The 25,485-nt window shown below is 35.0% G+C and carries 27 protein-coding genes; 17 read left to right on the top strand and 10 right to left on the bottom strand.

Features of this window, described 5'->3' with window-relative positions:
- The 3 genes from F6K15_RS14890 to F6K15_RS14880 form a co-directional block, all read left to right on the top strand.
- Positions 1-273 (top strand): Uma2 family endonuclease (locus tag F6K15_RS14890; RefSeq protein ID WP_293061937.1); only part of this gene is annotated, 273 nt, incomplete at its 5' end.
- 126 nt (positions 274-399) lie between these two features.
- Complete coding sequence (locus tag F6K15_RS14885) at positions 400-963, top strand: Uma2 family endonuclease (RefSeq protein WP_293061935.1); 564 nt, start codon at positions 400-402, stop codon at positions 961-963.
- A gap of 126 nt (positions 964-1,089) precedes the next feature.
- Positions 1,090-1,653, top strand: a complete 564-nt coding sequence (locus tag F6K15_RS14880; RefSeq protein WP_293061933.1) for a Uma2 family endonuclease — start codon at positions 1,090-1,092, stop codon at positions 1,651-1,653.
- Between the two features lie 19 nt (positions 1,654-1,672).
- On the opposite strand, the gene F6K15_RS14875 is transcribed toward F6K15_RS14880, so the two are convergent.
- The 4 genes from F6K15_RS14875 to F6K15_RS14860 all read right to left on the bottom strand — a co-directional run bounded on the left by F6K15_RS14875 (position 1,673) and on the right by F6K15_RS14860 (position 4,856).
- The gene (locus F6K15_RS14875; protein WP_293061932.1) at positions 1,673-1,948 is read right to left on the bottom strand and encodes a hypothetical protein; all 276 of its coding nucleotides are present in this window, start codon (positions 1,946-1,948) and stop codon (positions 1,673-1,675) included.
- 78 nt (positions 1,949-2,026) lie between these two features.
- The gene (locus tag F6K15_RS14870; protein WP_293061931.1) at positions 2,027-2,230 is read right to left on the bottom strand and encodes a hypothetical protein; all 204 of its coding nucleotides are present in this window, start codon (positions 2,228-2,230) and stop codon (positions 2,027-2,029) included.
- Between the two features lie 137 nt (positions 2,231-2,367).
- Positions 2,368-3,702 (bottom strand): DNA methylase, encoded by a 1,335-nt coding sequence (locus F6K15_RS14865; RefSeq protein WP_293061930.1) that lies wholly within the window; start codon positions 3,700-3,702, stop codon positions 2,368-2,370.
- A gap of 143 nt (positions 3,703-3,845) precedes the next feature.
- The gene (locus F6K15_RS14860) at positions 3,846-4,856 is read right to left on the bottom strand and encodes a dimethylarginine dimethylaminohydrolase family protein (RefSeq protein WP_293061929.1); all 1,011 of its coding nucleotides are present in this window, start codon (positions 4,854-4,856) and stop codon (positions 3,846-3,848) included.
- A 364-nt stretch (positions 4,857-5,220) separates the two neighbouring features.
- Here F6K15_RS14860 and F6K15_RS14855 point away from each other — a divergent pair, with 364 nt between their 5' ends.
- Positions 5,221-6,534, top strand: a complete 1,314-nt coding sequence (locus tag F6K15_RS14855) for a GUN4 domain-containing protein (RefSeq protein ID WP_293061928.1) — start codon at positions 5,221-5,223, stop codon at positions 6,532-6,534.
- 805 nt (positions 6,535-7,339) lie between these two features.
- Positions 7,340-8,251 carry a tetratricopeptide repeat protein gene (locus F6K15_RS14850; protein ID WP_293061927.1) on the top strand — a complete coding sequence of 304 codons (912 nt, stop codon included), beginning with the start codon at positions 7,340-7,342 and terminating at the stop codon, positions 8,249-8,251.
- Between the two features lie 152 nt (positions 8,252-8,403).
- On the opposite strand, the gene F6K15_RS14845 is transcribed toward F6K15_RS14850, so the two are convergent.
- The gene (locus tag F6K15_RS14845; protein ID WP_293061926.1) at positions 8,404-8,538 is read right to left on the bottom strand and encodes a hypothetical protein; all 135 of its coding nucleotides are present in this window, start codon (positions 8,536-8,538) and stop codon (positions 8,404-8,406) included.
- 563 nt (positions 8,539-9,101) lie between these two features.
- Between F6K15_RS14845 and F6K15_RS14840 the strand changes: the two genes are divergently transcribed.
- A complete protein-coding gene (locus tag F6K15_RS14840; RefSeq protein WP_293061925.1) occupies positions 9,102-10,013 on the top strand; it encodes a tetratricopeptide repeat protein in 912 nt (303 codons plus the stop codon).
- A 566-nt stretch (positions 10,014-10,579) separates the two neighbouring features.
- On the opposite strand, the gene asnS is transcribed toward F6K15_RS14840, so the two are convergent.
- Both asnS and F6K15_RS14830 read right to left on the bottom strand, forming a co-directional pair.
- Entirely contained in the window at positions 10,580-11,971 is a 1,392-nt protein-coding gene (gene asnS / locus F6K15_RS14835) for an asparagine--tRNA ligase (RefSeq protein ID WP_293061924.1), read from the bottom strand.
- 411 nt (positions 11,972-12,382) lie between these two features.
- Complete coding sequence (locus tag F6K15_RS14830; protein ID WP_293061923.1) at positions 12,383-12,796, bottom strand: DUF2203 domain-containing protein; 414 nt, start codon at positions 12,794-12,796, stop codon at positions 12,383-12,385.
- 475 nt (positions 12,797-13,271) lie between these two features.
- Here F6K15_RS14830 and F6K15_RS14825 point away from each other — a divergent pair, with 475 nt between their 5' ends.
- Entirely contained in the window at positions 13,272-13,568 is a 297-nt protein-coding gene (locus F6K15_RS14825; RefSeq protein WP_293061921.1) for a DUF6439 family protein, read from the top strand.
- A gap of 24 nt (positions 13,569-13,592) precedes the next feature.
- Here the strand turns inward: F6K15_RS14825 and F6K15_RS14820 are convergent, their stop codons facing one another.
- A complete protein-coding gene (locus F6K15_RS14820; protein ID WP_293061919.1) occupies positions 13,593-14,069 on the bottom strand; it encodes an anti-sigma regulatory factor in 477 nt (158 codons plus the stop codon).
- 320 nt (positions 14,070-14,389) lie between these two features.
- Here F6K15_RS14820 and F6K15_RS14815 point away from each other — a divergent pair, with 320 nt between their 5' ends.
- Entirely contained in the window at positions 14,390-15,277 is an 888-nt protein-coding gene (locus tag F6K15_RS14815) for an alpha/beta fold hydrolase (RefSeq protein WP_293061917.1), read from the top strand.
- A gap of 163 nt (positions 15,278-15,440) precedes the next feature.
- On the opposite strand, the gene F6K15_RS14810 is transcribed toward F6K15_RS14815, so the two are convergent.
- Complete coding sequence (locus F6K15_RS14810) at positions 15,441-15,770, bottom strand: ferredoxin (RefSeq protein WP_293061915.1); 330 nt, start codon at positions 15,768-15,770, stop codon at positions 15,441-15,443.
- Between the two features lie 179 nt (positions 15,771-15,949).
- Between F6K15_RS14810 and F6K15_RS14805 the strand changes: the two genes are divergently transcribed.
- The 3 genes from F6K15_RS14805 to F6K15_RS14795 all read left to right on the top strand — a co-directional run bounded on the left by F6K15_RS14805 (position 15,950) and on the right by F6K15_RS14795 (position 17,590).
- Positions 15,950-16,408, top strand: a complete 459-nt coding sequence (locus F6K15_RS14805) for a CBS domain-containing protein (RefSeq protein WP_293061913.1) — start codon at positions 15,950-15,952, stop codon at positions 16,406-16,408.
- Positions 16,409-16,507: 99 nt separating this feature from the next.
- Positions 16,508-17,170, top strand: coding sequence for a phycobilisome degradation protein NblB (gene nblB / locus F6K15_RS14800; RefSeq protein ID WP_293061911.1), 663 nt, complete (start codon positions 16,508-16,510; stop codon positions 17,168-17,170).
- A 201-nt stretch (positions 17,171-17,371) separates the two neighbouring features.
- Positions 17,372-17,590: a hypothetical protein gene (locus tag F6K15_RS14795; protein WP_124142780.1), complete on the top strand. Its 219-nt coding sequence runs from the start codon at positions 17,372-17,374 to the stop codon at positions 17,588-17,590.
- Between the two features lie 666 nt (positions 17,591-18,256).
- On the opposite strand, the gene F6K15_RS14790 is transcribed toward F6K15_RS14795, so the two are convergent.
- Positions 18,257-18,961 (bottom strand): slipin family protein, encoded by a 705-nt coding sequence (locus tag F6K15_RS14790; RefSeq protein WP_293061906.1) that lies wholly within the window; start codon positions 18,959-18,961, stop codon positions 18,257-18,259.
- A 750-nt stretch (positions 18,962-19,711) separates the two neighbouring features.
- Here F6K15_RS14790 and F6K15_RS14785 point away from each other — a divergent pair.
- The 6 genes from F6K15_RS14785 to zwf all read left to right on the top strand — a co-directional run bounded on the left by F6K15_RS14785 (position 19,712) and on the right by zwf (position 25,324).
- Positions 19,712-19,951, top strand: coding sequence for a CopG family transcriptional regulator (locus tag F6K15_RS14785; RefSeq protein WP_293061904.1), 240 nt, complete (start codon positions 19,712-19,714; stop codon positions 19,949-19,951).
- An 83-nt stretch (positions 19,952-20,034) separates the two neighbouring features.
- Complete coding sequence (locus F6K15_RS14780; RefSeq protein WP_293061902.1) at positions 20,035-20,436, top strand: hypothetical protein; 402 nt, start codon at positions 20,035-20,037, stop codon at positions 20,434-20,436.
- Positions 20,437-20,900: 464 nt separating this feature from the next.
- Positions 20,901-21,959 (top strand): class 1 fructose-bisphosphatase, encoded by a 1,059-nt coding sequence (gene fbp / locus F6K15_RS14775; protein WP_293061900.1) that lies wholly within the window; start codon positions 20,901-20,903, stop codon positions 21,957-21,959.
- A 357-nt stretch (positions 21,960-22,316) separates the two neighbouring features.
- On the top strand, positions 22,317-23,459 hold the full coding sequence (gene tal, locus F6K15_RS14770; protein WP_293061898.1) for a transaldolase: 1,143 nt from the start codon (positions 22,317-22,319) through the stop codon (positions 23,457-23,459).
- A gap of 55 nt (positions 23,460-23,514) precedes the next feature.
- Complete coding sequence (locus F6K15_RS14765) at positions 23,515-23,658, top strand: hypothetical protein (protein ID WP_293061896.1); 144 nt, start codon at positions 23,515-23,517, stop codon at positions 23,656-23,658.
- Between the two features lie 136 nt (positions 23,659-23,794).
- Positions 23,795-25,324 (top strand): glucose-6-phosphate dehydrogenase, encoded by a 1,530-nt coding sequence (zwf, locus tag F6K15_RS14760; RefSeq protein WP_293061894.1) that lies wholly within the window; start codon positions 23,795-23,797, stop codon positions 25,322-25,324.
- The last annotated feature ends 161 nt before the right edge of the window (positions 25,325-25,485 follow it).

Raw genomic sequence — 25,485 nt, 5'->3', positions numbered from 1 at the left:
ACTCAACATCCTCAACCAGAAGATGTATTTCTCCTTATAGAAGTGTCAGATACAACAGTTAAATATGACCAAGAAGTAAAAATTCCTTTATATGCTGAGAATAATATTGTTGAAGTTTGGTTGGTAAATCTTCCTCAAAAATGTCTGGAAGTTTATCGACAACCTACTGCGAATGGTTATGAAATTGTACAGACTTTTAAGAGTGGTGAAACTGTGACAATTCAAGGTTTGCCTAATTTCACTTTTACTGTTGATGAAATATTGGGAGATTAACAGAAATTTTCGATATTAATTACTCAATACTATATAAATTTCTTCGGTTCTGAGTATTAGTAAAAAAAGCCTTTATCTAAAATAAAAAATAGCTGATAGCTTACAATTATTCTCAAGGAGTTAGTAATGTCTGTAAAATTATTGCGACGACTATTTACTGTAGACCAGTACTATAAAATGCTGGAAGCAGGAGTATTAACTGAAAATGAACGAGTAGAACTAATCCGAGGAGAAATTGTCAAAATGTCCCCTATTGGTATTCATCACTCAGCTTGTGTGAAACGTCTGAACGAACTTTTCTTTTTACGTTTAGCAAAGACTGTTACTGTGGGAATTCAAGACCCTGTAAGATTGAATGATAATTCTGAACCTGAACCAGATATAAGTTTGCTGCAACGAAAGCCAGATTTTTATGATACTCAACATCCTCAACCAGAAGATGTATTTCTCCTTATAGAAGTGTCAGATACAACAGTTAAATATGACCAAGAAGTAAAAATTCCTTTATATGCTGAGAATAATATTGTTGAAGTTTGGTTGGTAAATCTTCCTCAAAAATGTCTGGAAGTTTATCGACAACCTACTGCGAATGGTTATGAAATTGTACAGACTTTTAAGAGTGGTGAAACTGTGACAATTCAAGGTTTGCCTAATTTCACTTTTACTGTTGATGAAATATTGGGAGATTAACAGAAATTTTCGATATTAATTACTCAATACTATATAAATTTCTTCGGTTCTGAGTATTAGTAAAAAAAGCCTTTATCTAAAATAAAAAATAGCTGATAGCTTACAATTATTCTCAAGGAGTTAGTAATGTCTGTAAAATTATTGCGACGACTATTTACTGTAGACCAGTACTATAAAATGCTGGAAGCAGGAGTATTAACTGAAAATGAACGAGTAGAACTAATCCGAGGAGAAATTGTCAAAATGTCCCCTATTGGTATTCATCACTCAGCTTGTGTGAAACGTCTGAACGAACTTTTCTTTTTACGTTTAGCAAAGACTGTTACTGTGGGAATTCAAGACCCTGTAAGATTGAATGATAATTCTGAACCAGAACCAGATATCGCTTTGCTGCAACAACGACCAGATTTTTATCGGACTCAACATCCTCAACCAGAAGATGTATTTCTCCTTATAGAAGTGTCAGATACAACAGTTAAATATGACCAAGAAGTAAAAATTCCCTTATATGCTGAGAATAATATTGTTGAAGTTTGGTTGGTAAATCTTCCTCAAAAATGTCTGGAAGTTTATCGACAACCTACTGCGAATGGTTATGAAATTGTACAGACTTTTAAGAGTGGTGAAACAGTGACAATTCAAGGTTTGCCTAATTTCACTTTTACTGTGGATGAAATATTGGGAGATTGACACAAATTTTCAACATTAATTACCCAATACTATATAAATTTATTCTATTGTTTAACCATAATTTCAAATCAAATCCTGTAGTTTGATTTATATAATTAAAGGTTTCGTTTCCTGAAATTACTTGCCAACCTCCCATAGAGCAAGCATTTATAGCTTGAGGCAAATTATCATTTCTGAGTATTAGTAAAACGGGGTTGTATCCTATATTATTTAGTCTAACTGCATACTGCCTGAATTTCTTTAGAGTTCCTGAATCTCCCGAACCAATTCTATATTTTGTATCAATTGCATCCAACCCAACTACAAAGTCGCATAATTTATCATTACCATCTCGAATAGCTTCATTAAAATTATCGCAAGTTTGTCTACAAATTTATTTAACTATCCGTTCCCAACACATTCCTAATTCTCTTCCCCAATATTGTTTATTCCTCGCTTTAATTTCTTGATTTAGTCCAAAGACAAGCATTAAATCATCTGCTTCTAAAGACTCTTGAATAAATATTTTTGAAGCGAAAGATTGGCTGTATTTCTGTAAAATTATATCTAAAGAATTATTTAGTTGATTATTATTCATTGTAAGCATTCAGCAGTAAGCTATCAGCCATCAGCTATTTATTTTAGTTTTAGATAAAGGCTTTATTAATTAAGTCAAAATTAAATCCTACTACAAAAGCAGGCTTTAAAGTCTATATTATTTTTATCAATTATCAATTATCCATTATCCATTAATGAAAAAGGCTTTTCCAAAACAACTACCGTATCGTGTTTGATTGTACTTGCCCAATTTACATTTCTAGGAATATTCAATTTACGATTTTTCAACAATAGATGAAAATGAAATTCTTCCTGGAAACCAATATCACAAGCGATTTCTGTTAAAATACTTGCAACTGGAATATCAACACCACAAATTTTACTAAGATCGCCTATAGAAAAACAATAATATCCTCCGGTTTTTAAACAGGAAAAACAACTTTGAAAATGTTCCTGCATATCCATAAAATACTTGTATACAACTCTTGCTCTAAGTTGATTTTGACCTGTAGATGCTTGATATTTTTTACCTAAATAGATATCTTCTATTAACTTATCAAGAAGTTGATAACCAGTTTTACTAAGCTCCTTACATTCTTGTTTAGGTATTCTTTCTGTGCCTATTTCTTGAGAGTATAAATTAAGTCTCTCTTGATTACTTTTTACCATACCTAACCAGTGAAGTTCAAATTTTGAAGCCCACACATAATCTATGGCATTTATATAAGGTGGAGAACTAACTACAGCATTATATTTTATATCCCCTGAAATTGTTCTAGCATCCGCCAATGCTAACTGTTTAACCAGATGAATATTTGTCTCGATCAAAGGCTGCCATTCAATAACTGCATCTATTGTTTTATTACCATAGATTTGAAAGTATTTAAACACATCTGAACGAGATAACTTTGGTATCTCTTTTATATGCGATCGCCTAGCTGCTAATATCATTCCATCGTTCATATTTGATGTTTTTCTGACAGTAGAAGCAAATGCTAACCACATAATAGGTTGTATAGTTTTGGGAGATTTTAAAATATAATATCTGAGGATTTCTAAACCTTCTTGTACTCCCTGTTGAAACCAAAAATCTTTATTGGCAAAGTCAATAGTTTCTGGTGATTTTTGATGACTATAAGCACTCTGAAGAATTTTAGTTATTTCTTCCTCAACCTCCGTTACTGAAAATATACTTGTTTTGACTTGGCAAATTAAACGACTAAGTGGATGATAATCTAACCAATCAATAGATATTCCACATTTAATTGATTCTATTATTGTAGTACCACCTCCGGCAAATGGTTCTAAAATTTTGAAAGGAAAAGAGGCATATTTTTGCAGAAACCACCGGGGTATTTCTGGTATTGATTTTGCTGGTTGAAACCCTAAATTATAAATTTTCATTGGGGTACTTCTCTGTAGTGAAATTAAAGTACCTTTGTTTAAATCTTCAGGTATATCTCCGTCTATATGTAAATATAAATTTGGCTTTGGTTCGAGTTTATTTATCATATAATTAATTATTTTCAAGGATGGGAGATAGAAATAAAATTGTCAACATTAATTACCCAATATTATATAAATTTATTCTATTTTGTAACTATAATGCAGAGGTAATTATCAATTATCCATTATCCATTAATATTGGTTATTTTTTAGGCAAAAAACTCGGTTGTAATCTCTTTATAAATAGGTCTAGTCATACATCTTGGTCCTCCTATTCCTTTAACTAGCTCTTTTCCTTGGACTCGAATGACATTTACATGATGCTGTCTTAATAAGTTGTAGACTCGTTCTGAGAGGTCGTAAGCGATTATCTTGCGTTCTCCCAAGCAGAAACAGTTACAAGCTAGTCGATAAAGAGATTCCTCTTGAGTGACTTCTATAAATTGAAATCCTAAATCTTTGAAAAAATGAATCGGATTAATTTGTGTCTCTGTTCGGTTCAAAAGAATACCATTAATTAGGCTTTCGGGATGAGTGATAATAACATCATCAGTCACTGGCAACATACCTCCATCAAGATTAATGCGCCATTGGGCTAGTTCGATCCCAACAATACCATCAATTATTCCCCTGCCAATGAGTTGTTCTTGTAAGAAATATAAGGTCTCTTTAGTTGTTCTTCTACCATATCCAATTAGCAAGTATCGCTGATTTTGATGGCAAAAAGGAATCACATCTCCTCCTTCTAAAACCAATGGGTCGGGAATTTTGAGAATTTCCTTCAAGCCTAAAATTTCACCAATATCTGACATGAGTTTAGGCTCTAGCTGCCTAATTTTTTTTCCCATTTTACCGGGTAAATAGCTATCTGGCATCCAAGGAAGGGTAATAAAAGCATCACGAGTAAAAACTAAATTCGGGTTTTTTGATAGGTAATTTTGCCATTTACTTAGTAATTGATTAGTCGATGAGGATAAAATATCTGATAGATAAAAGACATATCCTATCTCAGCTTTGAGTGCATTTACAAACTCTTGATGATGGGATGGATAGAGTTCTGGTTGAGGTGATTCCCGAAAAAGATAGTATTCTTGAATTTCTTCTTTCTGAATATGTATAAACTGATTAAAGACACCAAACGGAGTCGGATCGTGGACAAGAACAGCTTTAGGCTTTAAGGAAAATTCTCCCAAATTCTTACTATTCAATTCAGCAGTCATGTATGTAACTTTGGCAATAGTACACCTAAAATGATACAGGACTTAATATCATGTTTGGATAATCAGTTATAAAAAACCTTCTGCCTTCTAACCTTGCTCTTTCCCTTCAGCATAGCTGCCATCAACATAGCTGCCTTCGGTCCACAGATATTATAAGTATTCAACCGAACATGATATTACAGAGTAAGTGGCCTAAAGAATAGTAAGAGTGATTTTTCTGCATGTAGTAGGGGCGAATGGCATTCGCCCTTACAGATGGTGTATAATTCCATTTTTTGCGTAAGTCCTGGTCGTATTAAGGAATCACCTATTTTTTAGTTGTCAGTATAATAGTAAGAATAAGATTTCTCAACTGCTGAAAAAGATGAAATTTTTACCAAGAATCGTTGGTTTAACATTCCTAGCACTAACTCTGACAAATTGTTCTGGAGAATTATCATCAGAAAAAATTGCCTCTCGACTAGAACTGAGTATTGTCAAAATATCTTCTAGAAGTCAATCTGAACATATAACGGGTTTTTTTGTATCTGGAGAAACTGATGTTTGTACTGTGCTAACTACAGCTCATTTTCTTAAAAAAGAGGGGGAGACAATATTAGAAACTAATGATGAAAAAGTCTGGGATATTACCAGTGTAAAAATATTTCCTAGCAATATTGATTTAGCTTTAGTCACGTTTCAACCAGAGGGAAAAAAATGCAATTATCCAGCTTTGAAAATAGGTAATTATGAAAATCTGAAAATAGGTAGTTCCATCTATATTTCTGGTTTCCCAATGGAGAGTGAGGAGTTGGTGCCTAAATTTGTTTCTGGTACTGTTTCGAGTTTAGCTCAGTTAGCAGACGGTTATGGAGTTTATTATCAAGTTTTGAATATAGATGGAATGAGTGGCGCTCCAGTTGTAGATGTTAGGGGTGAGGTTGTAGCAGTTCATGGGATGAGCGATCTAGAAATAATCCAAAGTTTGAAATCAGAAAAAACAAGTTTGTATGACGCACAAAAGTCAACTTTTCAGCAAATTGTTGAAAGGATAGAAACATATGATCAACTTAATACTTTTCACTGGGGTATACCTATTAATTTGTTTCAGGAGTATCGGGGTGAAGCAATTCCTCATTATGTATCTCTAGTTTCAGAAGTGGGAGTTGATTACACAAAACTGCGTGACTTGTTAGCAGCAGGAAACTGGGAAGAAGCAGATAAGGAGACAGCCAAATTAATTCTAAAAGTTGCAGGTCGAGGGTCGGAAAAATGGCTAAGGAGAGAAGACTTGCGTAATTTATCCTGTAAGAATTTGAGTACAATAGACCAACTTTGGCTAAAACATAGTAATGGTCAGTTTGGTTTTTCTGTTCAGGAGAAAATTTATGATAGTGTCAGTGGTGGTTGGTACGTTTGGAAAGCTTATCAACTGGGTGGCGCAACAAAGGAATATTACAAAAGATATGAAACTGCCTTTGGACAGAAAGTGGGTTGGCGCGAAGCAGGTAAATGGAAACGGGTTTGGGAGTCTGTTAATCGGAATACTCCTTATGTAGGACATTTACCGTGGGGAGCGGTTGTGGGCGCTGGTGAGCAGGGACCTGGGTGGGGAGATATTGCGGCTGCAAGAGAGTGGGCGTCACCTTTTGAACGGGTAAAGTTGTTATTTTTTCGTGTAGATGCTTGTAGACTTTAACATATAAACACTTCAGCAATTATTTACCAAAATTTTGAAATATTGTAGGAAATAACAGTAAAAATTTCCATGATAAATTTCTGATTCTTAATAAGTATGTAGAAGGGAAAATTCACAACTACGTCATTACGACGGTCACTGCGTGGAAGGAAGCAATCTCAATAGTTTCGACTGCATAAAAATTTTGTCACATTGTGACGTTTATTTGTGCCTACCTACTTAGTAACTACTGACTACTTAATCATCAAGTAATCTGCTTACCTAAAATTCCATATATTCCTAAAGACTGGAAATATAATTTCCTCAAAATTTTAGTGATTAAAAAAGGTGTAAATCTATGACTTTTTCAACTCCAAATCGACGGTTATCTCTTTCCAGTGTAGACATTCATATAATTATTAATCTGCTTCTTTGTTTGTTGATAACGAGCTTTTTTAATCTTGGTTTTGACTTGGACGATCAAAGACTAAACTTGTTCGTTTATTATCTACACTTATTACAGCTTATTGTATATACAATAAAAATAATTTTACAGAAATATCCAATTTTTGAATCAAATAATTTTATAACCAGAATAGTATTTATTTGCCTGGTGATAACTCTGATGGTGTTTGGTGTTATTTTTCCTTGGTTATTAATAATTGGCTTATTTGTTTTTGTTGGTGACTATATAATATTGCCGATTATTTATTCTATAATCCTAGTAGTAATATGCCAAATCAGTATATTTATTAATAAGGATTTAAAGTTATTTCAATTAGTTAATTACTTATCAAGATTTGCGGTTAGGAAAATACCAAAAATTGTGTCATTCATTAATTCCATTTTAGGAGCAAAATATTTTCCAGTTCGTTCTTTGTTTGTATTACTTATTCACACTTCTATGCTTGTTAATGTTATTGCTTCTTTATTTGTCTTACTAATATTATCAGTTATTTGGCATGATCCGAATAATCTGACGTTAGGTAATATTATGCTTTATATATTACTATTCTCTGTAATTGTAAGTGTAATAAGAATTTTTATAGAGACAAAACTCAGCCTCAAAGCAAATAAATTATATCGACAAGGGAATGAACTATTCAAACAAGAAACAGTGACATCGAAAATACAAACAATCAGCATTTTTGAGCAAGCACTACTACTTTATCAAAAAACAAACTACCAAATATGGGCAGCCATAACTCTGAATAATATTGGTCTTGTCTACAATGCTCTAGAAGAAAAACAAACTGCACTAGATTACTTCAACAAATCCCTAAACTTGTTCCAAGAAATGAAAAATTTTTTAGGGGAAGCTATGAGTCTTAATAATATTGGTCTTGTCTACGATGCTTTAGAAGAAAAACGAATCGCATTAGATTACTTCAATCAATCTTTAGACTTATCGCGAACAATTCAAGACCGAGAGACTATTGCCAAGACTTTCTATAATTTAGCAGTTCTAAAATACAACCAAGGTAACTTAAACGAAGCATTAACAAAAATCGAATCAGCTATCAACATTATCGAAGAATTTGATACAGCAATTATTATTACTAACCTCTCTAAATCCTATTTCGCGACAGTTAAAAATTACTATCAATTTTACATAGACTTATTAGTTACACTTCACCAACAAAACCCAAATCAAGGTTATGATATTAAAGCTAGTGAAGTAATCGAAAAGCTAAAAAATCTAGAGAGAAATCTAACTATAATATCTGGAGATCCCTAAACCATAGCAATTACCAAAGTTATGAGGTACAGTTGTTTTTCTTCTTTTCTTTTCCCAGTGAAGTTTTGCCTAAAACCTAAAATTATGTACCTCACGCTTTTTGGGAATTGCTATAATTTGTTTCTGATTTAGCGATAAATTATCATTGCTGATTAAAAATTGGAAATACAGGAGCGATCGCCATAATTATCTATAATCATCAGCACAATTTCACCGAAAAAAAAATTATGATAATTTAGAGCTTGATGATTAAATTTAAAACCATTGATATATAAAAGCTTTAGCATTTTTATATTTGCTCAAAATTCCATATATGTTCTAGAAACTAGAAATATAATTTCCTCAAAATTTTAGTTATCAAAAAAGGTGTAAATCTATGACTATTCATCAGACTCGACGGTTATCTTTTTCCAGTTTAGACATTCATATAATTATTAATATGTTTATTTGTCTATTTATATTGTACTTTTTTAATATGATTGTTGAGGTTCAAAGACTCTTCTTGTTCGTTGCTTGCCTACACTGGTTACAGCTTATTGTATATCAAACAAAAGTAATTTCACAGAAATATTCTATTTTTGAATCAAATAATTTTATAACCAGAATAGGATTTATTTTCCTGGTTATAAGTCTGATGCTATTTCCTGTAGTTTTTCCTTTGTCATTAATAATTGGTTTGTTTGTCTTTGTTGATAATTATACAAGATGGTCGATTCTTTATTTTTCAATCATGCTAATAATAATAACTCTAATCAATATAGCTATTATTACAATTAATGATCAAGATTCAAGATTATTCCGCTTAGTTAATTATTTATCAAGATTTGCGGTTAGGAAAATACCAAAAATTATGTCGTTCATTAATTCCATTTTAGGAGCAAAACATTTTCCAGTTCGTTATTTGTTTGTCTTACTTATTAATGCTTCTACACTTGTTAATGTTATTGCTTCTTTATTTGTCTTATTCATCTTATCAGTTATTTTGCATGATAGGAATAATCTGACGGCAGCTAATATCATTCTTTATCTATTAGCATTCTCTGTAATTGTGAGTGGAATCATAATTTTTATAGAGATCAAACTCAGCTTTAAAGCAAATAAATTATATCGACAAGGGAACGAACTATTCAAACAAGAAACAGTGACATCGAAAATACAAACAATCAGCATTTTTGAGCAAGCACTACTACTTTATCAAAAAACAAACTACCAAATATGGGCAGCGATAACTATTAATAATATTGGTGTTGTCTACAATGCTCTAGAAGAAAAACAAACTGCACTAGATTACTTCAACCAATGCCTAAACTTGTTCAAAAAAATGAAAAGTGTTTTAGGAGAAGCTATGACTCTGAATAATATTGGTCTTGTCTACGATGCTTTAGGAAAAAAACAAACTGCACTAGATTACTTCAACCAATCCTTAGACTTATCGAAAAAAATCCAAGATCGAGAGAGTATTGCCAATACTCTCTATAATTTAGCAGTTCTAAAATACAAGCAAGGTAACTTAAATGAAGCATTAACAAAAATCGAATCAGCTATCAAAATTATTGAAGAACTTGAGACACAAATTATTACTACGAACCTCTCTAAATCCTATTTCGCGACAGTTAAAAATTACTATCAATTTTACATAGATTTATTAATTAAACTGCACGAACAAAACCCCAATCAAGGCTATGACATTAAAGCTGATGAAGTGAGCAAAGAATTAAAAAATAGACAGAGAAATATAACTATAATCTCTCCATATCTCTAATATAATTTATATTTGATTGGGCGATAAATTATCATTACTAATTAAACATTTGAAATAAAGGAGCGATCGCCCAAATAATCTATAATCATCAACATAATTTCACCGAAAAAAACTATATTCTCTATTCGCTCTTGCCTATTGCCTAAAATCAAAAATTTGTATACATAACAAAATAAATATAGATAATTTATCTGGTCAAAAAAATAATATCCATCATCGGGAAATTATATGTATTACTTACAGGACTTACGCACAGACTCTACATATAGGGAGGGCGAATACCATTCGCCCCTACAAATGATGCTTTAAAAGTCAATTTGCGTAAGTCCTGACTTATTAAAAAAATTGCTTATTTTTAGTTATAAAAATTTGCTCAAAATCCTTGGCACTTCCCAAGAAAATTGCTCTAGTAAAAGAAAGTAGTTTTGCTCTATGCTCGATTTTTAATTATACATAAAGAGAAGCGATCGCCAAAATTATCCATAATCATCAACACAATTTCACCGCCAAAAATTATGATAATTATCTCCCAGCAACCGCCCCCATTTTTCCAACTATTCTTAACTTTAAAAATCCACAGTTAAAGGCGCTCTCGGAAAAGGAATCACATCTCGAATATTCCCCATTCCTGTCATAAACTGCACCACTCTTTCAAATCCCAAACCAAACCCCGCATGAGGCACAGTACCATACCTACGCAAATCCAAATACCACCATAATTCCTCCTTATTCATCTCCTGTTCATCTATCCTTTTTTCCAAAATATCCAAACGTTCTTCCCTCTGAGAACCCCCAATAATTTCTCCTACTTTCGGCACCAAAACATCCATTGCCCTAACCGTCTTACCATCATCACTTAAACGCATATAAAAAGCCTTAATTTTTGCTGGATAATCAGTCACAATTACAGGTTTTTCAAACAACTCCTCACACAAATAACGCTCATGTTCCGACTGTAAATCTAAACCCCACTCTACCGGATATTCAAACTTTTTATCTGTCTTTTCCAACAAAGAAACAGCCTCAGTATAAGTAATCCTTTCAAAACTATTATTAATAATCGTATCCGCCGTTTCAAAAACTGTTTTATCAATCCGTTTATTGAAAAATTCCATATCCTCCGGACAACTTTCCAAAACAGACTTAAAAATATGTTTCAAAAATTCCTCAGCCAAATCCATATTCCCTACCAAATCACAAAAAGCCATCTCTGGTTCAATCATCCAAAACTCAGCTAAATGTCGAGAAGTATTAGAATTTTCCGCTCTAAAAGTCGGACCAAACGTATAAACATTACTAAAAGCAGTTGCCATAATTTCTGCTTCTAACTGCCCACTTACTGTTAGAAAAGCAGGCTTTCCAAAAAAGTCTTGACTAAAATCAATATCTTGTTTTTCAGTTAAAGGAACTTTCTTTAAATCCAAATTAGTAACAGTAAACATTTCCCCCGCACCCTCACAGTCACTAGCAGTAATAATAGGAGTATGAACCCACAAAAAACCTCGTTCTTGAAAAAATTGATGTACAGCATTAGCACAAGCATTTCTCACTCGAAAAACCGATCCATAAGTATTAGTTCGTCCTCGCAAATGTGCAATAGTGCGGAGAAACTCAAAAGAATGACGTTTTTTCTGCAAAGGATAAGTTTGAGGGTCAGCATCACCATAAGCGATCGCACTTTCTGCCTTAAGTTCAATTCTTTGTCCCTTTGCTGGTGACTCTACCAAAATACCCGTTACTTCCACCGATGCACCAGTATTCATTTGCTGCAAACCTTCTTGATAATTTGGTAGATCGGGATTTAATACTACCTGTAGGTTAGCTAAACATGAACCGTCATTAACCTCTACAAAAGCAAATTCTTTCAACTCTCGCTTAGTGCGTACCCACCCTTGAATTGTCACTTTTTCATCAGGTTTACCGCTTCTTAATATTTCAGCAATTCGTTGCTTTGTCATTGATTTAATTCCGCCTTTAATTCTGTCGATCGGACTTGCTATTTTGATTGATTTTTGCTATTATACCATGTCTGGTTAAATACTTACACTGTGGAGGAAGTAAGGCAGAAGGCAGAAGGAAAGGAAAGGTAAAAGGGAGAAAGTTTTTTGATCACTGATTATACGGATATAATATTATCAGCTATTATAAAAAAAGTGAAATCATACACCAATTGTAAGGTTTAACGACCGTTAACCCCTACTATATGTAGTGGTTTTGCGTAAGTCCTAACCAAATAAAGTTGATTGATATCATCTACGGTAGCATCGGAGCGTGATAAAATGGTAGAAAAAAAAAATTTTGCCTTATGGCCTCTGGCTGCTGCCTTCATGCCACCAAAATCTAATTACTCAACCGGACATGATATGACATCATCCAGCACAAGATTTTAATAGCCAACCGATCGCAATTCCTAAGCCGCCAAATCTCACAGCTTGCCAAAATGGTTCTTTTATGCTATTCCAACCAAATAAACTACTCTCTAGGTTTAATTCTATAGTTTCTAATTCTGTCTGTATCTGTTGTAACTCTTCTCGTAACTTATTAGTTTTTTGGCGACGTACTTCCGGTCGCACCTCTTCTAAGCGATGCTTTAATTCTGCTTTTCGCCTCTGATAATACTGAACTTGAGAATAACGTTCTTTCAGAGCAGCAAAGGAACGCTCTACCTCTGCTAGTGCTTGTGCAAAGTCAGTCTCTGAAACTTCTGACTCCCCACCAGTTGGTGCAGAGTTTAAATACCCATCATTTATTTTTGTCTCAGAATGTTCTGGAGGAGGATTCATGCTGGCATACTTAAGTATAATAAACGTTGTACATATATTTAGTCTTATGTACTCAAATATAGTCTTTTGTCTCCATAAATTTGGGCAAATATTGAGATTATTTAACTTTGTGCGATAATAGAAAATTAAATATCCTCAAGAGTCAGCGATCTGAGTTCAATAGGGTGAAATTCCTGGACTGACACGCTACCTCTAGACACATAAGAACCTACGTCCAAGCCTCTGTATTATGACTAAGCAGAAATTGAATCAGGGAGATCATCAAAAAAGAGGAAAAGAAAAAGCAGTCCCAAATGTCTTTGACTATGGGATAGAGAAGCCAGTGCGTTGGGCGGGTCCCCCGACTTGAAGCAACTGGCGTGGTGTTGTAGTTCATCCAGTCAGAGTAACACCTACGAAATAAGGATATGTCTTATGTGACTATATTTTTATGAACTATAGTAAGTTCTACCTGAAAACATTAATCTAGGAAAATATGCTTAACTCTAACTCAACTTTTACTACTGCAACTAACAGAAGAGATTTACAGGAGTATAGTACATTAGAACTAGCTCAAGCTTTAGCCCAAAGACTTGCTATCTCAGAAAGAGACTGGCATCGACTTAAGTCTAATCGCCAAGCCCGTGCATTAGAGCTAACTGTAGCTGCCCTAGTTTTTCTGATTAAGGCGCAACCCACTGAAGCGATCGAACGTCTCAAACAAGCTATTAGCTGGTTAGATCGATCTATTTCAGCTCCCCCATGTCCAACTCATGGAGTCAAGAAGGATTAATTAGTTGAAGTTAACTTAAATTCTTCATATAACCAGGGGTAATCTGGAGTTATTTCTTACTCTTTTGCATAGCATTAACTCTGTACCCTTGGAATTCCACTCAACATAATCAAAAACTTGGTAGATAATATATATCCCTCGACCACATTCTTTTTCATCATCACAATAATTTTCTGGAGGATAGGTAGCATTTTGCCTATAATTTTGGTTTGATTTACAAGGTGGTTTAAAACCCGGACCTTGATCTGAAATCACCCACCAATACTGGTCTTGTACAATTGAAAAACGGACGAAAACTTTCTTACTGGGGTCTAATTTATTTCCATGCTTTGCAGAATTTACCAATGCTTCTTGTAATCCTAGTCGTAGTTCTGGATGCCAATGTTTAGGAACATCTGCCAGTAAAAGATCGAGAATCGGATACAAATAGAGGGTAGAAGCAAAGCTAATTGTCACCCAGTTTTGACTTATTAGACGTGGACGTGATGAGATAGCAATCACTGAAAAAACTCCCTAGCTTTTCTTAGTAAACCTGTGTCAATCTCCTCGTACAGTTAAAAATCTTTTCTTGATTTACGCATTCCTGCTTTCATATTTTTATAGTATCAAAACTCTTAAGAAAAATAAAGTACCTAAGCAAAATTAGTGCAAATTCTTTATATATTTTCTACTTAAAATATCTAATATCTACTAGGTTTCTTTTTTTTTGGCCTAGATTTTTTTTTAAACATTTTTATTGCTGACGAGAAATATTTTAGAAATAATTTGATCCCGCCTTGATTTTGATACAATATTTAATGTAATTTAACAAAACTTTATATATGTTAACTACATCAGCCTCTATCACAGCTTCACTTCCTGGCAGTTATTGGCAATGGCGGGATCAGTCCATCTACTATGTATGTGCAGGTAAGTCCGATCCCACAACTCCACCCATATTATTAATACATGGTTTTGGAGCATCAACAGACCATTGGCGCAAAAATATTGGATATCTGAGCCAGTTTTTTCAGGTTTGGGCGATCGATTTGCTAGGATTTGGACGTTCGACAAAAGCAAACTGGCAATATAGTGGTCAGCTATGGAGAGAACAACTAAATGACTTTATTACTGAAGTAGTTGGTAAACCTGTGGTCTTAGCAGGAAATTCTCTGGGAGGTTATGCAGCATTGTGTGTGGCAGCTCAATATCCAAATTCTACAGCAGGTTTAATATTACTGAACAGTGCTGGACCTTTTAGTGAATCTCAGCCTACTACCAAACCTCCCTTGTGGAGAAAAGTTATTTCTCAAAGTATAAAGTGGTTACTTTTACAAGATTGGCCTAGCTTTTTATTATTTCAATGGACGCGACGACGTAGCACTATCAGAAAAACACTACAGAAAGTTTATTTAGATCAAAGTGCTGTTACAGACCAACTAATAGAAGATATATATCGGCCTTCTTGCGATCCTGGTGCAGCTAAAGTCTTTGCTTCTATATTCAAAACTCCATCTGGGGAAAAAGTTGATGTGTTGTTAGGTAAGTTAAACTGTTCCTTGCTCATGCTATGGGGAAAAGCAGATCCTTGGATAAATACTCAAAGTAGAAGTGCCCAGTTTCGTAAGTATTATCCTCAGTTAACAGAATACTTTTTAGAGGCAGGTCATTGCCCCCATGATGAAGTACCAGAACAAGTTAACAAATTAATTAAAGAATGGCTGTCGTGATGCACTCCTACGCTGACGTTAACTTTCAGCGTAGGCTTATTTACGCTAAAGACAAATTTATACACTATTTCTAAGGCTTAAGGTTTGTACGGGTTAACTGCCGTCAACCCCTACCATAATATAGATAGGAATCCTCTGTACTTGAGCAATAGGGGGATGTCAATCAGTAGAAACGAGGATGAATCCTAGGATTAAGCATATCATCTACAGGTTTATTACCCTGAAAATGTTCTGTAACTATTTTTGGGACATTATTAGGTTGGACTCGGTAATACCAAATTTCATCAGGGGAAACTCTTACTGTGGGACCTGTGCTACATTGACCTAGACAACCGCTGGCCTTGATATTAATACCAACTAAATTTTCTGTCTCAGCTATGAAGGTTTTGAGGACTTCTTGAGAATTGTGGCGCAGACAAGACGTATTTTGGCAGACAAATACACAGCGATCGCGAGCAGAAAATTCTAATTTTTGGCCTTCAGATGTTGACATTAGTCAAAAATTCTTAATATAGCTTTATGCTATATTTTAGGCTTTGATTTGAGAAAGGTGCAATTATGATATGTTGTATATTCTTTTATGATTACTATTGAAGCCAAAACTAAAAAGGAAAATTTTTACTTTTTTACGCTTTCATAGTTACTCCAACTAGAACAAAATCTGAGGTAAATATGACTAAAACTGTAGCAGATGTGATGAGTAATAATCCAATTTCTGTTAAACCAGAAATGCCTTTAAAAGAGGCAATTAAAATCTTGGCAGAACAACGCATTAGTGGTCTTCCTGTAGTGAATGAAGAGGGAAAATTAGTTGGAATTATATCAGAAACAGATTTGATGTGGCAAGAAAGCGGAGTCACTCCTCCACCTTATATTATGTTGCTAGATAGTGTAATTTTTCTAGAAAATCCTTCTCGTTATGAAAAACAAATTCATAAAGCTTTAGGAGAAACTGTGGGAGAAGTAATGACTAAAGACCCCCTAACTACTACACCAGAAAAATCACTTTCGGTAGCAGCTAAACTCATGCACGATCGTGATATTCATCGGTTACCAGTGCTAGATGAAAATGACGAAGTGATTGGTATAATAACTCGTGGGGATATTATTAGAGCGATGGCAACTGATTAAGTTTGATTTAATTAAAAATAACTTATGGCAGGGGATCGAAAATCTACCCTAGTTTATAGTTCAGATAATCCAGGAAAATAAAAAATAAAATTTATAGCAATGAGTTTTACCCCAGATTCAATTCAGCAACTACTAATATCAGAGGATCTAGGCGATCGCTTGCGTGGAGTTAATCAATTACGTCAAATAGATTTAGCTACCGCTTTTGAATTAATTCAAACTTCAATCAAAGACCAAGATACTCGTGTTAGATACGCTGCAGTGAGCCAAATGTCAAGTTTAGGAACACAAAATTTAACAATATCCCAAGAAATATTGCGAGACTGTTTGCTCAACGATCCCGAACCAGATGTTCAAGCAGCTGCAGCAGATGCTTTAGGGGCGTTAAAACTTACCGAAACTTTTGACGACTTACAACAGGTATATCAGAATACTCCAGAATGGCTAGTAAAAATGAGCATAGTTGCAGTAGTAGGAGGAATGGGAGAACCAAGAGCATTATCTTTACTAGAAGATGCTCTCAAGTCAGATAATGAATTGATACAGACTATAGCTATTAGTGCTTTAGGGGAACTAGGAAATCCAGAAGCTGTTCCTTTCTTAACACCTTTTGCCACCCATAGTGATTGGCAAATACGTTATAGACTCGTACAAGCTTTGCATAAATTAGGAGGGCCACAAGCGCAGCAAGTTATCGCACAGTTAGTCAATGATCGGTTTGAGCAGGTTGCTCAGGAGGCCAAGCTAGCCCAGAATAGTTAATTGTAGCAGAAGGTAGAAAGTGGATTACTTTCTTAAGCTGAGTTATTCCATAAGTCCACAACCTTTGTAGATACTGCGATTAAAAGCTAATTAAGTTGATTAAGGCGATCGCTACGATAGTTGCATATTAAGTACGTTAGAATACCAGTGAATAATTTAGTTTGATTAATAAGGATATTCTTTAGCGAGAGGAAATACTCTATGTTTTTAGATGAATTAACCCCAGTTGTAAAAGAACTAATTGAACAACCAGTTGCCTTTTTTGGAGGTTTTTTCTCTGGTATGTTCCGACTAAATCTTAATGACGATCCAGTCAAAAGTTGGCTTGAAAAACAGAATGGTTATACTGCCACTACTAACTCTAATACAGAAGTAAATAGTGACAAAAGTGAAGGTCCTCAATCAATCACTATAGAATAATATTCTAATATTCATATTTACTTTACTTGAAAGCTTTTTCAACCTCTGAAATAAAAACCGATTGCTCAGGGGTTGAAGTAAGTTTTATTTATTTATAATTAATAAATTGCTGAACTAAATTGTATTAAGTCTAATATAGCAATCTTATTTGAGTTGAGAGATATTGTTGATTTTAGGGAACAAAGAACAGGGAATGAGAAACACTGAAGCAATAAAATTATCACAAATGATTTAGGATTGCTATAATATTTTTAACAATGAATAATTAACAATTAAATAATTACCTTTCCTCAAAATGGATAGGATTGACAAATAAGATTTTTTGGTAGTCCTGCTCTGATAATAGTATACAGCAAAAAGGAATACCAAACATGGGAGCAAGATGCTCCCACTCCCCTACTCCCCGGTTAAAGAAAATGTAGAAAAGTGTTTGATAAATGTTATAATCCTGTTTCTATTTCCTATTAATCGGGTGCATCTCATATTTGTAAAAATACTTTTTTCCTATATATTCCCTGTTGCCTGTTGCCTGTTGCCTGTTGCCTAAAAGCGATAAGTTTTTGGCTTTATTCATGCATTGAGATGCACCCCTATTAATCTTTACTCTTTCTTGACTACTGACTACTTAACACTTAAGTGACTACTCAAGCAGATATTACATGAAATTTATTCTGATGAAGATGAAATAGACTGAGAAACATCTTTTGCTAAAGATAAAATATCAGATGGAATCATCAAAATGGTAGTAGTGTTTTGTTCAGTTCCAATCTCAGCAATCATCTGAATTCGACGTAGTTCTAATGCTACTGGAGATTTGGCAATTTCCTGTGCAGCTTGTGTTAATTTAATCGTAGATTCATACTCAGATTCCGCCTTAATCATACGCGCTCTTTTTTCTCTTGCGGCTTCAGCTTCTTTTGCCATTGCACGCTGCATTGGTTTAGGAATTTCCAGATTTTTTATTTCGATACGTTCAATTTCTATACCCCAAGGATTTGTAATTTGGTCAACAATTTCACAAATTCTAGAGTTAATTTTATCTCTTTCCTGAAGTAGTTCATCTAGTTTATGTTGCCCAATAATATTACGCAAAGTTGTTAAGGCAGCTTGAGATGTGGCAAAGTTATAATCTTTGACTCTAATTATGGCTTTCTCCGGTTCCCGAATTCGATAATAAAGAACAGCATTAACACCAACAGTAACACTATCTTTTGTTACTGTATCTTGGGATTCAATATCAACAGTAATAGTTCTTCGGTCTACTTGCTTTATTTGGTCGATTATTGGAATTGTTAAATATACGCCAGGACCTCTCACATGACTAAATCTTCCTAGTCTAAAAATTACCGATTTCTGGTATTCAAAATTCATTTTTAGGCTAGCAGATAATAATGCTATTAAAATTAATAAAATTAGTAAAGGTAAGATGGTTAACATATTTTTAGGAGTCAGGAGTCAGGAGTCAGGAGTCAGGAGTTAAGAGTTAGAATTTCAAAACCTTTCAGTTCAGGAATCAGGAGACAGGAGTTCAGAAGTCATAATAAATAGTTTAAATACAATTTATTGGCTTGAATATCCCTTTTTAATTAAAGATAAATCCGATTAAATTATTTTAATTCTCCTGATTATTTGTAACATTCTTTTTTCAAATTGGTATTAATCAAGATTTTAATTCATTGATCAAAGGAAGACTTTAATATTGCCAACAACTTAAGACGGTTTGAGCTGCTGTGAGAATCCTTGAAAGGATATCTGAAAAGTTTTTTGATACTGAATTTTGCCCCCCGAGCAAGCCAACTTTGGGGGGAACAAGAGTCAATTTGCTATCTTTAAGTCCCCCAATTTTGGGGGATGCGCGGGGGCTTGGATGTAACAAATGGGACTTCTCAGACAACCTCTGAAACCCTGATTAAGTAGGTAGACACTCTCAATTAAAAGCATACTCGCTTGACTCTACATAGTAATCTTAAAAAAAATTTCAATTATCAAAAATTTATTTTAAAAAACACCAAAATGGTGCAAAAAAAACACCAAAAAAACAAAAATTTAGTGTATATTGTATTTAAGTTCCTTAGTAATACGAGGTTATATGCCCCGAAAAGTATTTCCTGTATTTCCAATATGAAGATCAACAAAACAACTCAAGCATCCCGTCCTCTTGCAAAGCGTATGTCTGTAACTTTGCCAACAGATGTAGCTGAAATGTTAGAATTTCTTGCTAAGTCTCAAGGCATTACTCAAAATGAGGCACTTCGGAAAGCTATTGCAACTGAAGCCTATTTTCAGAAGGAAATAAAGCAAGGTTCTACGGTGCTAATTATGAACTCTGATAAATCAGTAAAAGAAGTAGTTTTCAGATAATAGCTTAGTAGTTAGTTGCTTGATATTTATATTGGGGACGGGTAAAAATTGTCAACTTTAGCAATTACCAACCTCATTTATTCATGGCAACTAATCAAGAATTCAATCCAGAAAAAAATGAAATTCAAGAAAATGTTTTGTATCTAGGAATACCAGAGAATCTAGAAACAAAAAATCTAGAAACACTAGATGTTGAAAGCTATATCCAGAATTATATCTCTGATAAAAACTTAAGCCCTGAAAATAAAAAAAACATATATAAATGGGTAAAAGTTGAACAGGAAAAGACTAGAAAAAATATAGCTGAAAAACTTTTAGTATTTTTTGGTGCATCGTTAGGAATTACTTATCTTCTGATTGGTTTGGCATCTATTTCTCCACAATCAGATAAGCATTTTATTAGAGAAATGATACCAATTATTATCACCCCACAAACAACATTACTAGGTGTTGCATTGGGCTTTTATTTTAAAGACCAGGGTTAAGATATCTTTAAGGAACAAGATATTACATTACTATTTCATTCTTATTCCTAAATAATACAAAACTTGTGTTATCTACTAAAAAAAATATAGTAGTAACACAAACTTTTTTTACCAAAAAATCCGGTCTAAAGCCTCCCCTTTTAAGGGAATAAAAAAATAGAATTCCGTATTTTCGTAGCCTCCTTATTGCAGAGGTACTGATAACTGATAACTGAAATGATATAGGTGTAAAAATAGAAGCGTTTAGAACTTTTTAACTTTTGACTTTTAAAATTTGCTTTTTACTCTTCACAAAGCGAGTAACTATCTAAAGTTCATATAAAATTTAGCCTCCTCTTGCTCAAGCCTAAATAAGATAGATAAACGTTAGACATATCCAGTCATAGAGGTCCAAGTAAAGGTAAAGCCTTTACAAATCATCTATCCACCACTGGAGCTAATTAATATGGAGGAACTAAATACTTATGGTCAATACCCAGGAAAACCTCCACATTCGTCTGGAGGAAACACAGGCATTAGATCGTGATTGTACAACCTTATCACGTCATGTTCTACAGCAACTTCAGTTCTCACCAGATGCTCAAGATATCAGCGCCCTAATGAATAGAATAGGGTTGGCCGGCAAGTTAATAGCTCGTCGCCTAACTCGTGCTGGATTAGTAGAAAATGCTTTAGGGTTTACTGGCACAGTTAATGTCCAGGGAGAATCCGTCAAAAAGATGGATATCTATGCCAATGATGTATTTATCTCGGTATTTAAGCAAAGTGGCCTTGTCTGTCGCTTGGCATCCGAGGAAATGGAAAAACCCTATTATATTCCAGAAAACTGTCCAATAGGTCGCTATACATTACTTTACGATCCCCTAGATGGCTCCTCTAATCTAGATACAAATCTAAATGTGGGGTCTATATTCTCGGTTCGCCAACAAGAAGGCAACGATGAAGATGGTTCCGCTCAAGATTTACTCCAAAGTGGACGTAAACAAATTGCTGCTGGTTATATTCTATATGGCCCTAGCACAATGCTAGTATATTCAATTGGCACTGGGGTTCACGCATTTACTCTTGACCCTAGTTTGGGTGAGTTTATTCTGGCCAATGAGAATATCAAAATCCCCGAACATGGCCCAATATATAGTGTCAACGAAGGTAACTTTTGGCAGTGGGATGATTCTATGCGGGATTATATCCGCTATGTTCATCGCCATGAAGGTTATACTGCCCGTTATGGTGGTGCATTAGTTGGAGACTTCCATCGAATTTTATACCAAGGTGGCGTATTTTTATACCCAGGTACAGTGAAAAAGCCAGAAGGAAAATTACGCCTGCTATATGAATCAGCACCTATGGCTTATTTAATAGAACAAGCTGGTGGTAGAGCTAGTACAGGTACTGAAGAAATATTGGATGTTGTAGCAAATGAGCTACATCAACGTACACCATTGGTGATTGGTAGTAAAGAAGATGTGGCACTTGTAGAGTCTTTTATTAAGGAACAAGCACGCATTTCTCATCAAAGTTAAAAAAGCTGTCAGCACTCAGCACTCAGCACTCAGCAGTAGACGTTTAGAAGGGGACTAATACCCCTCCGCGCACCTTCCGGTTTATAGAAACCTGGGATGTGTATACCAAGAGCGATAAAAGCTGATAGGTGAATGCTAAAAGCTAATAGCTAATAGCTAGTTAATAGAACTTAACATCGGTATGTAAAAGTTTGTAATCAGAACGCAGATTTTATTTCAACTTTCTGACTGCCGATCGCAATAGTAAAGAAATTTTGAATACTGTCTTTGAAAGACTAACAGCTTAGTTATTTTTTCGCAGTATATAAGAACACAAAAAACTCCAAGGAAAATAGTAACAATTAAGGTAAGACAGCTATGACAACTAATCATTTGCTTGAAATCAAAGACTTTGGTCAGAGTATCTGGATGGATAATCTCAGTCGTAATATAATTGAGTCTGGGGAACTCAAAAATATGATTGCCCAAAAAGGGATTCGTGGTATAACTTCTAATCCCGCTATCTTTGAGAAAGCGATCGCTGGTAATGCCATCTATGATGCAGATATTGAAGCAGGTATCAGCGCTGGTAAGTCAGTGATGGAAACTTACGAATCTCTTGTTTTTAAGGATATTCGTGATGCTTGCGATATATTTATGCCAGTGTATGAACAAACCAATGGCTTAGATGGTTATATTAGTATTGAGGTCCCACCTACTATAGCTAAAGATACAGAAAGTACCATCACCGAAGCAATTCGTTATTACACTGCTATCGGTCGCGAAAACCTAATGATTAAAATTCCAGGTACACCCGAAGGTTTACCAGCAGTAACAAAAGTTATTAGTGAAGGGATTAATGTCAATGTCACTTTGCTATTTTCTGTAGAAAGCTATGTAAACACCGCTTGGGCCTATATTGAAGGTCTAGAAGCAAGAGCAGCTAAAGGAGAAGATGTCAGTAAGATAGCTTCCGTGGCAAGTTTCTTTTTGAGTCGCATTGATAGTAATATTGACGCTACCATTGATAGTAAAATCAAGAATACAACTGATGAAACTGTCAAGGCAAAACTAGAAACAGTTAAAGGAAAAGTAGCGATCGCTAATGCCAAAATAGCCTATCAAGAATACAAAAAAATAATTCAGAGCGACCGCTGGAAAGCTCTATCTGCAAAAGGTGCAACAATGCAAAGGCTATTATGGGCAAGTACTAGCACCAAAAATCCCACCTACAGTGATGTGATGTATGTTGATGAATTAATTGGGCCTGACACAGTAAATACTTTGCCACCCCAAACCATAGATGCTTGTGCTGACCACTGTCATGTTGATAACAGAGTAGAGACCAATATAGAAGAAGCGATCAAACTTATAGAAAGTCTTAAAGACCCCGATATTAATATCAATATCGACCAAGTTATGGACGAACTGCTAGCAGAAGGGATTGACAAATTTATCAAACCCTTTAGTTCTTTAATCAACTCCCTAGAAGAAAAAGTCAAGAAATTAGCACCTGTTTAAGGTTAGAAAAATCTTATAGCAGGGAACAGGGAACAGGGAACATCTGTAGGGGCGAATGGCATTCGCCCTCTCTATATCTCTCTATAATATAGAGTCTCTGCATAATTCCTGTATATGTCATCAGTCATTTTCATGTCGGCGACAGCCGAAACGTGAAAAAAATGGTTTGACTGATGACCAAAAATTAAAATTAATGTAGCTAAAGACGCTGAATTATTTAATTATTTATTATAAAACAATCAACATAACTAATTATAGTGAAATGCTAAAATAGCACACCTCGGCAAAAACAAACAAGCTTCTATAAGTAAATAAATTAGAAGGAGTCAACATAGATGGTAGCATTATTAGAAAATCCCCTGCGGGTTGGGTTACAACAAGACCGAATCCCAGAACCCCAGATTTTAATTATTTTCGGTGCTTCAGGGGACTTAACCCAAAGAAAACTCGTTCCAGCACTCTATCAAATGAAGCTAGAACGGAGACTTCCCCCCGAACTAACAATAGTCGGAGTAGCACGCAGAGAATGGAGCCATGATTACTTCCGCGAACAAATGCGGACTGGCGTAGAAGAATTTGGTGGTGGATTACAATCTGAAGAACTCTGGAATGACTTTGCCAAAGGAATTTTTTACTCTCCCGGTAATATCGACAAACCAGAAGATTACCAAAAACTAAAAGAATTTTTGAGCCAACTTGACGAAGAAAGAGGTACGCGAGGTAATCGCGTATTTTACTTATCTGTAGCACCACGCTTTTTTGGAGAAGCTGCTCAACAGTTAGGGGCAGCAGGAATGTTGGAAGACCCCAAAAAACACAGATTAGTAATTGAAAAGCCTTTTGGTAGAGACCTCAGCTCCGCTCAGGTACTAAATAAAGTTGTGCGTCAAGTTTGCCCAGAAGAGCAAATATATCGTATTGACCACTATCTAGGAAAAGAAACAGTTCAAAACTTAATGGTATTTCGATTTGCTAATGCCATTTTTGAGCCCCTATGGAATCGTCAATTTGTCGATAACGTTCAAATTACTGTTGCAGAAACAGTAGGACTAGAAGGACGTGCGGGATATTATGAAACATCAGGTGCCCTGCGGGACATGGTACAAAACCATCTGATGCAACTATTCTCCCTCACAGCAATGGAACCCCCTAATTCCCTTGATGCTGATAGTATTCGTAACGAAAAAGTAAAAGTAGTTCAAGCAACCCATCTAGCAGACTTAGAGCGCTTGGAGCTTTCTGCAATTCGCGGCCAGTATACAAACGGCTGGATGAAAGGCAAAGATGTACCAGCTTATCGTGAAGAAGGAGGAGCAGACCCCAACTCCACCACACCTACTTATGCAGCACTGAAACTCTACATTGATAACTGGCGTTGGAAAGGAGTTCCATTTTATCTAAGGACTGGAAAGCGAATGCCGAAAAAAGTATCAGAAATCGCGATTCAGTTCAAAGAAGTACCATATTTAATGTTCCAGTCAGCAGCTAAACAAGCAAATCCTAACGTGTTGGCTTTGCGAATTCAGCCAAATGAAGGAATTTCTATGCGTTTCGAGGTAAAAACTCCAGGCAGTTCCCTGCGGACTCGTTCAGTAGATATGGATTTCCGTTACGATACTGCTTTTGGTAAACCCAGTACAGATGCTTACAGTCGATTGTTGATTGATTGTATGTTAGGAGACCAAACACTATTTACTCATGGCGATGAAGTAGAAGCATCTTGGCGAGCATTAACACCAATACTAGGTATCTGGGATGCTCCAGCACCACCAGAGGCAATACCTTTGTATGAAGCAGGTACATGGGGACCAGTTGAATCTGAACTGTTACTCAACCGCGATGGTCGTCGTTGGCGCCGACTGTAAGTTTCAGTTATCAGTTATCAGTTATCAGTACCTCTAGCTGAGGCGTTGGGATTGAAATCTGAACTATTATCTTTTTTTTATACCCAGGACTTACGTAAATTGACTGTTAAACCACCATCAGTAGGGGCGAATGGCATTCGCCCTAACCATAAGTAGAGTCT

It is taken from the genome of Okeania sp. SIO2B3, from assembly GCF_010672525.1.
Taxonomy (GTDB): Bacteria; Cyanobacteriota; Cyanobacteriia; order Cyanobacteriales; family Microcoleaceae; genus Okeania.
Note: the sequence above shows the minus strand (reverse complement) of the source record. Positions and strands in the feature narration are given on the sequence as shown.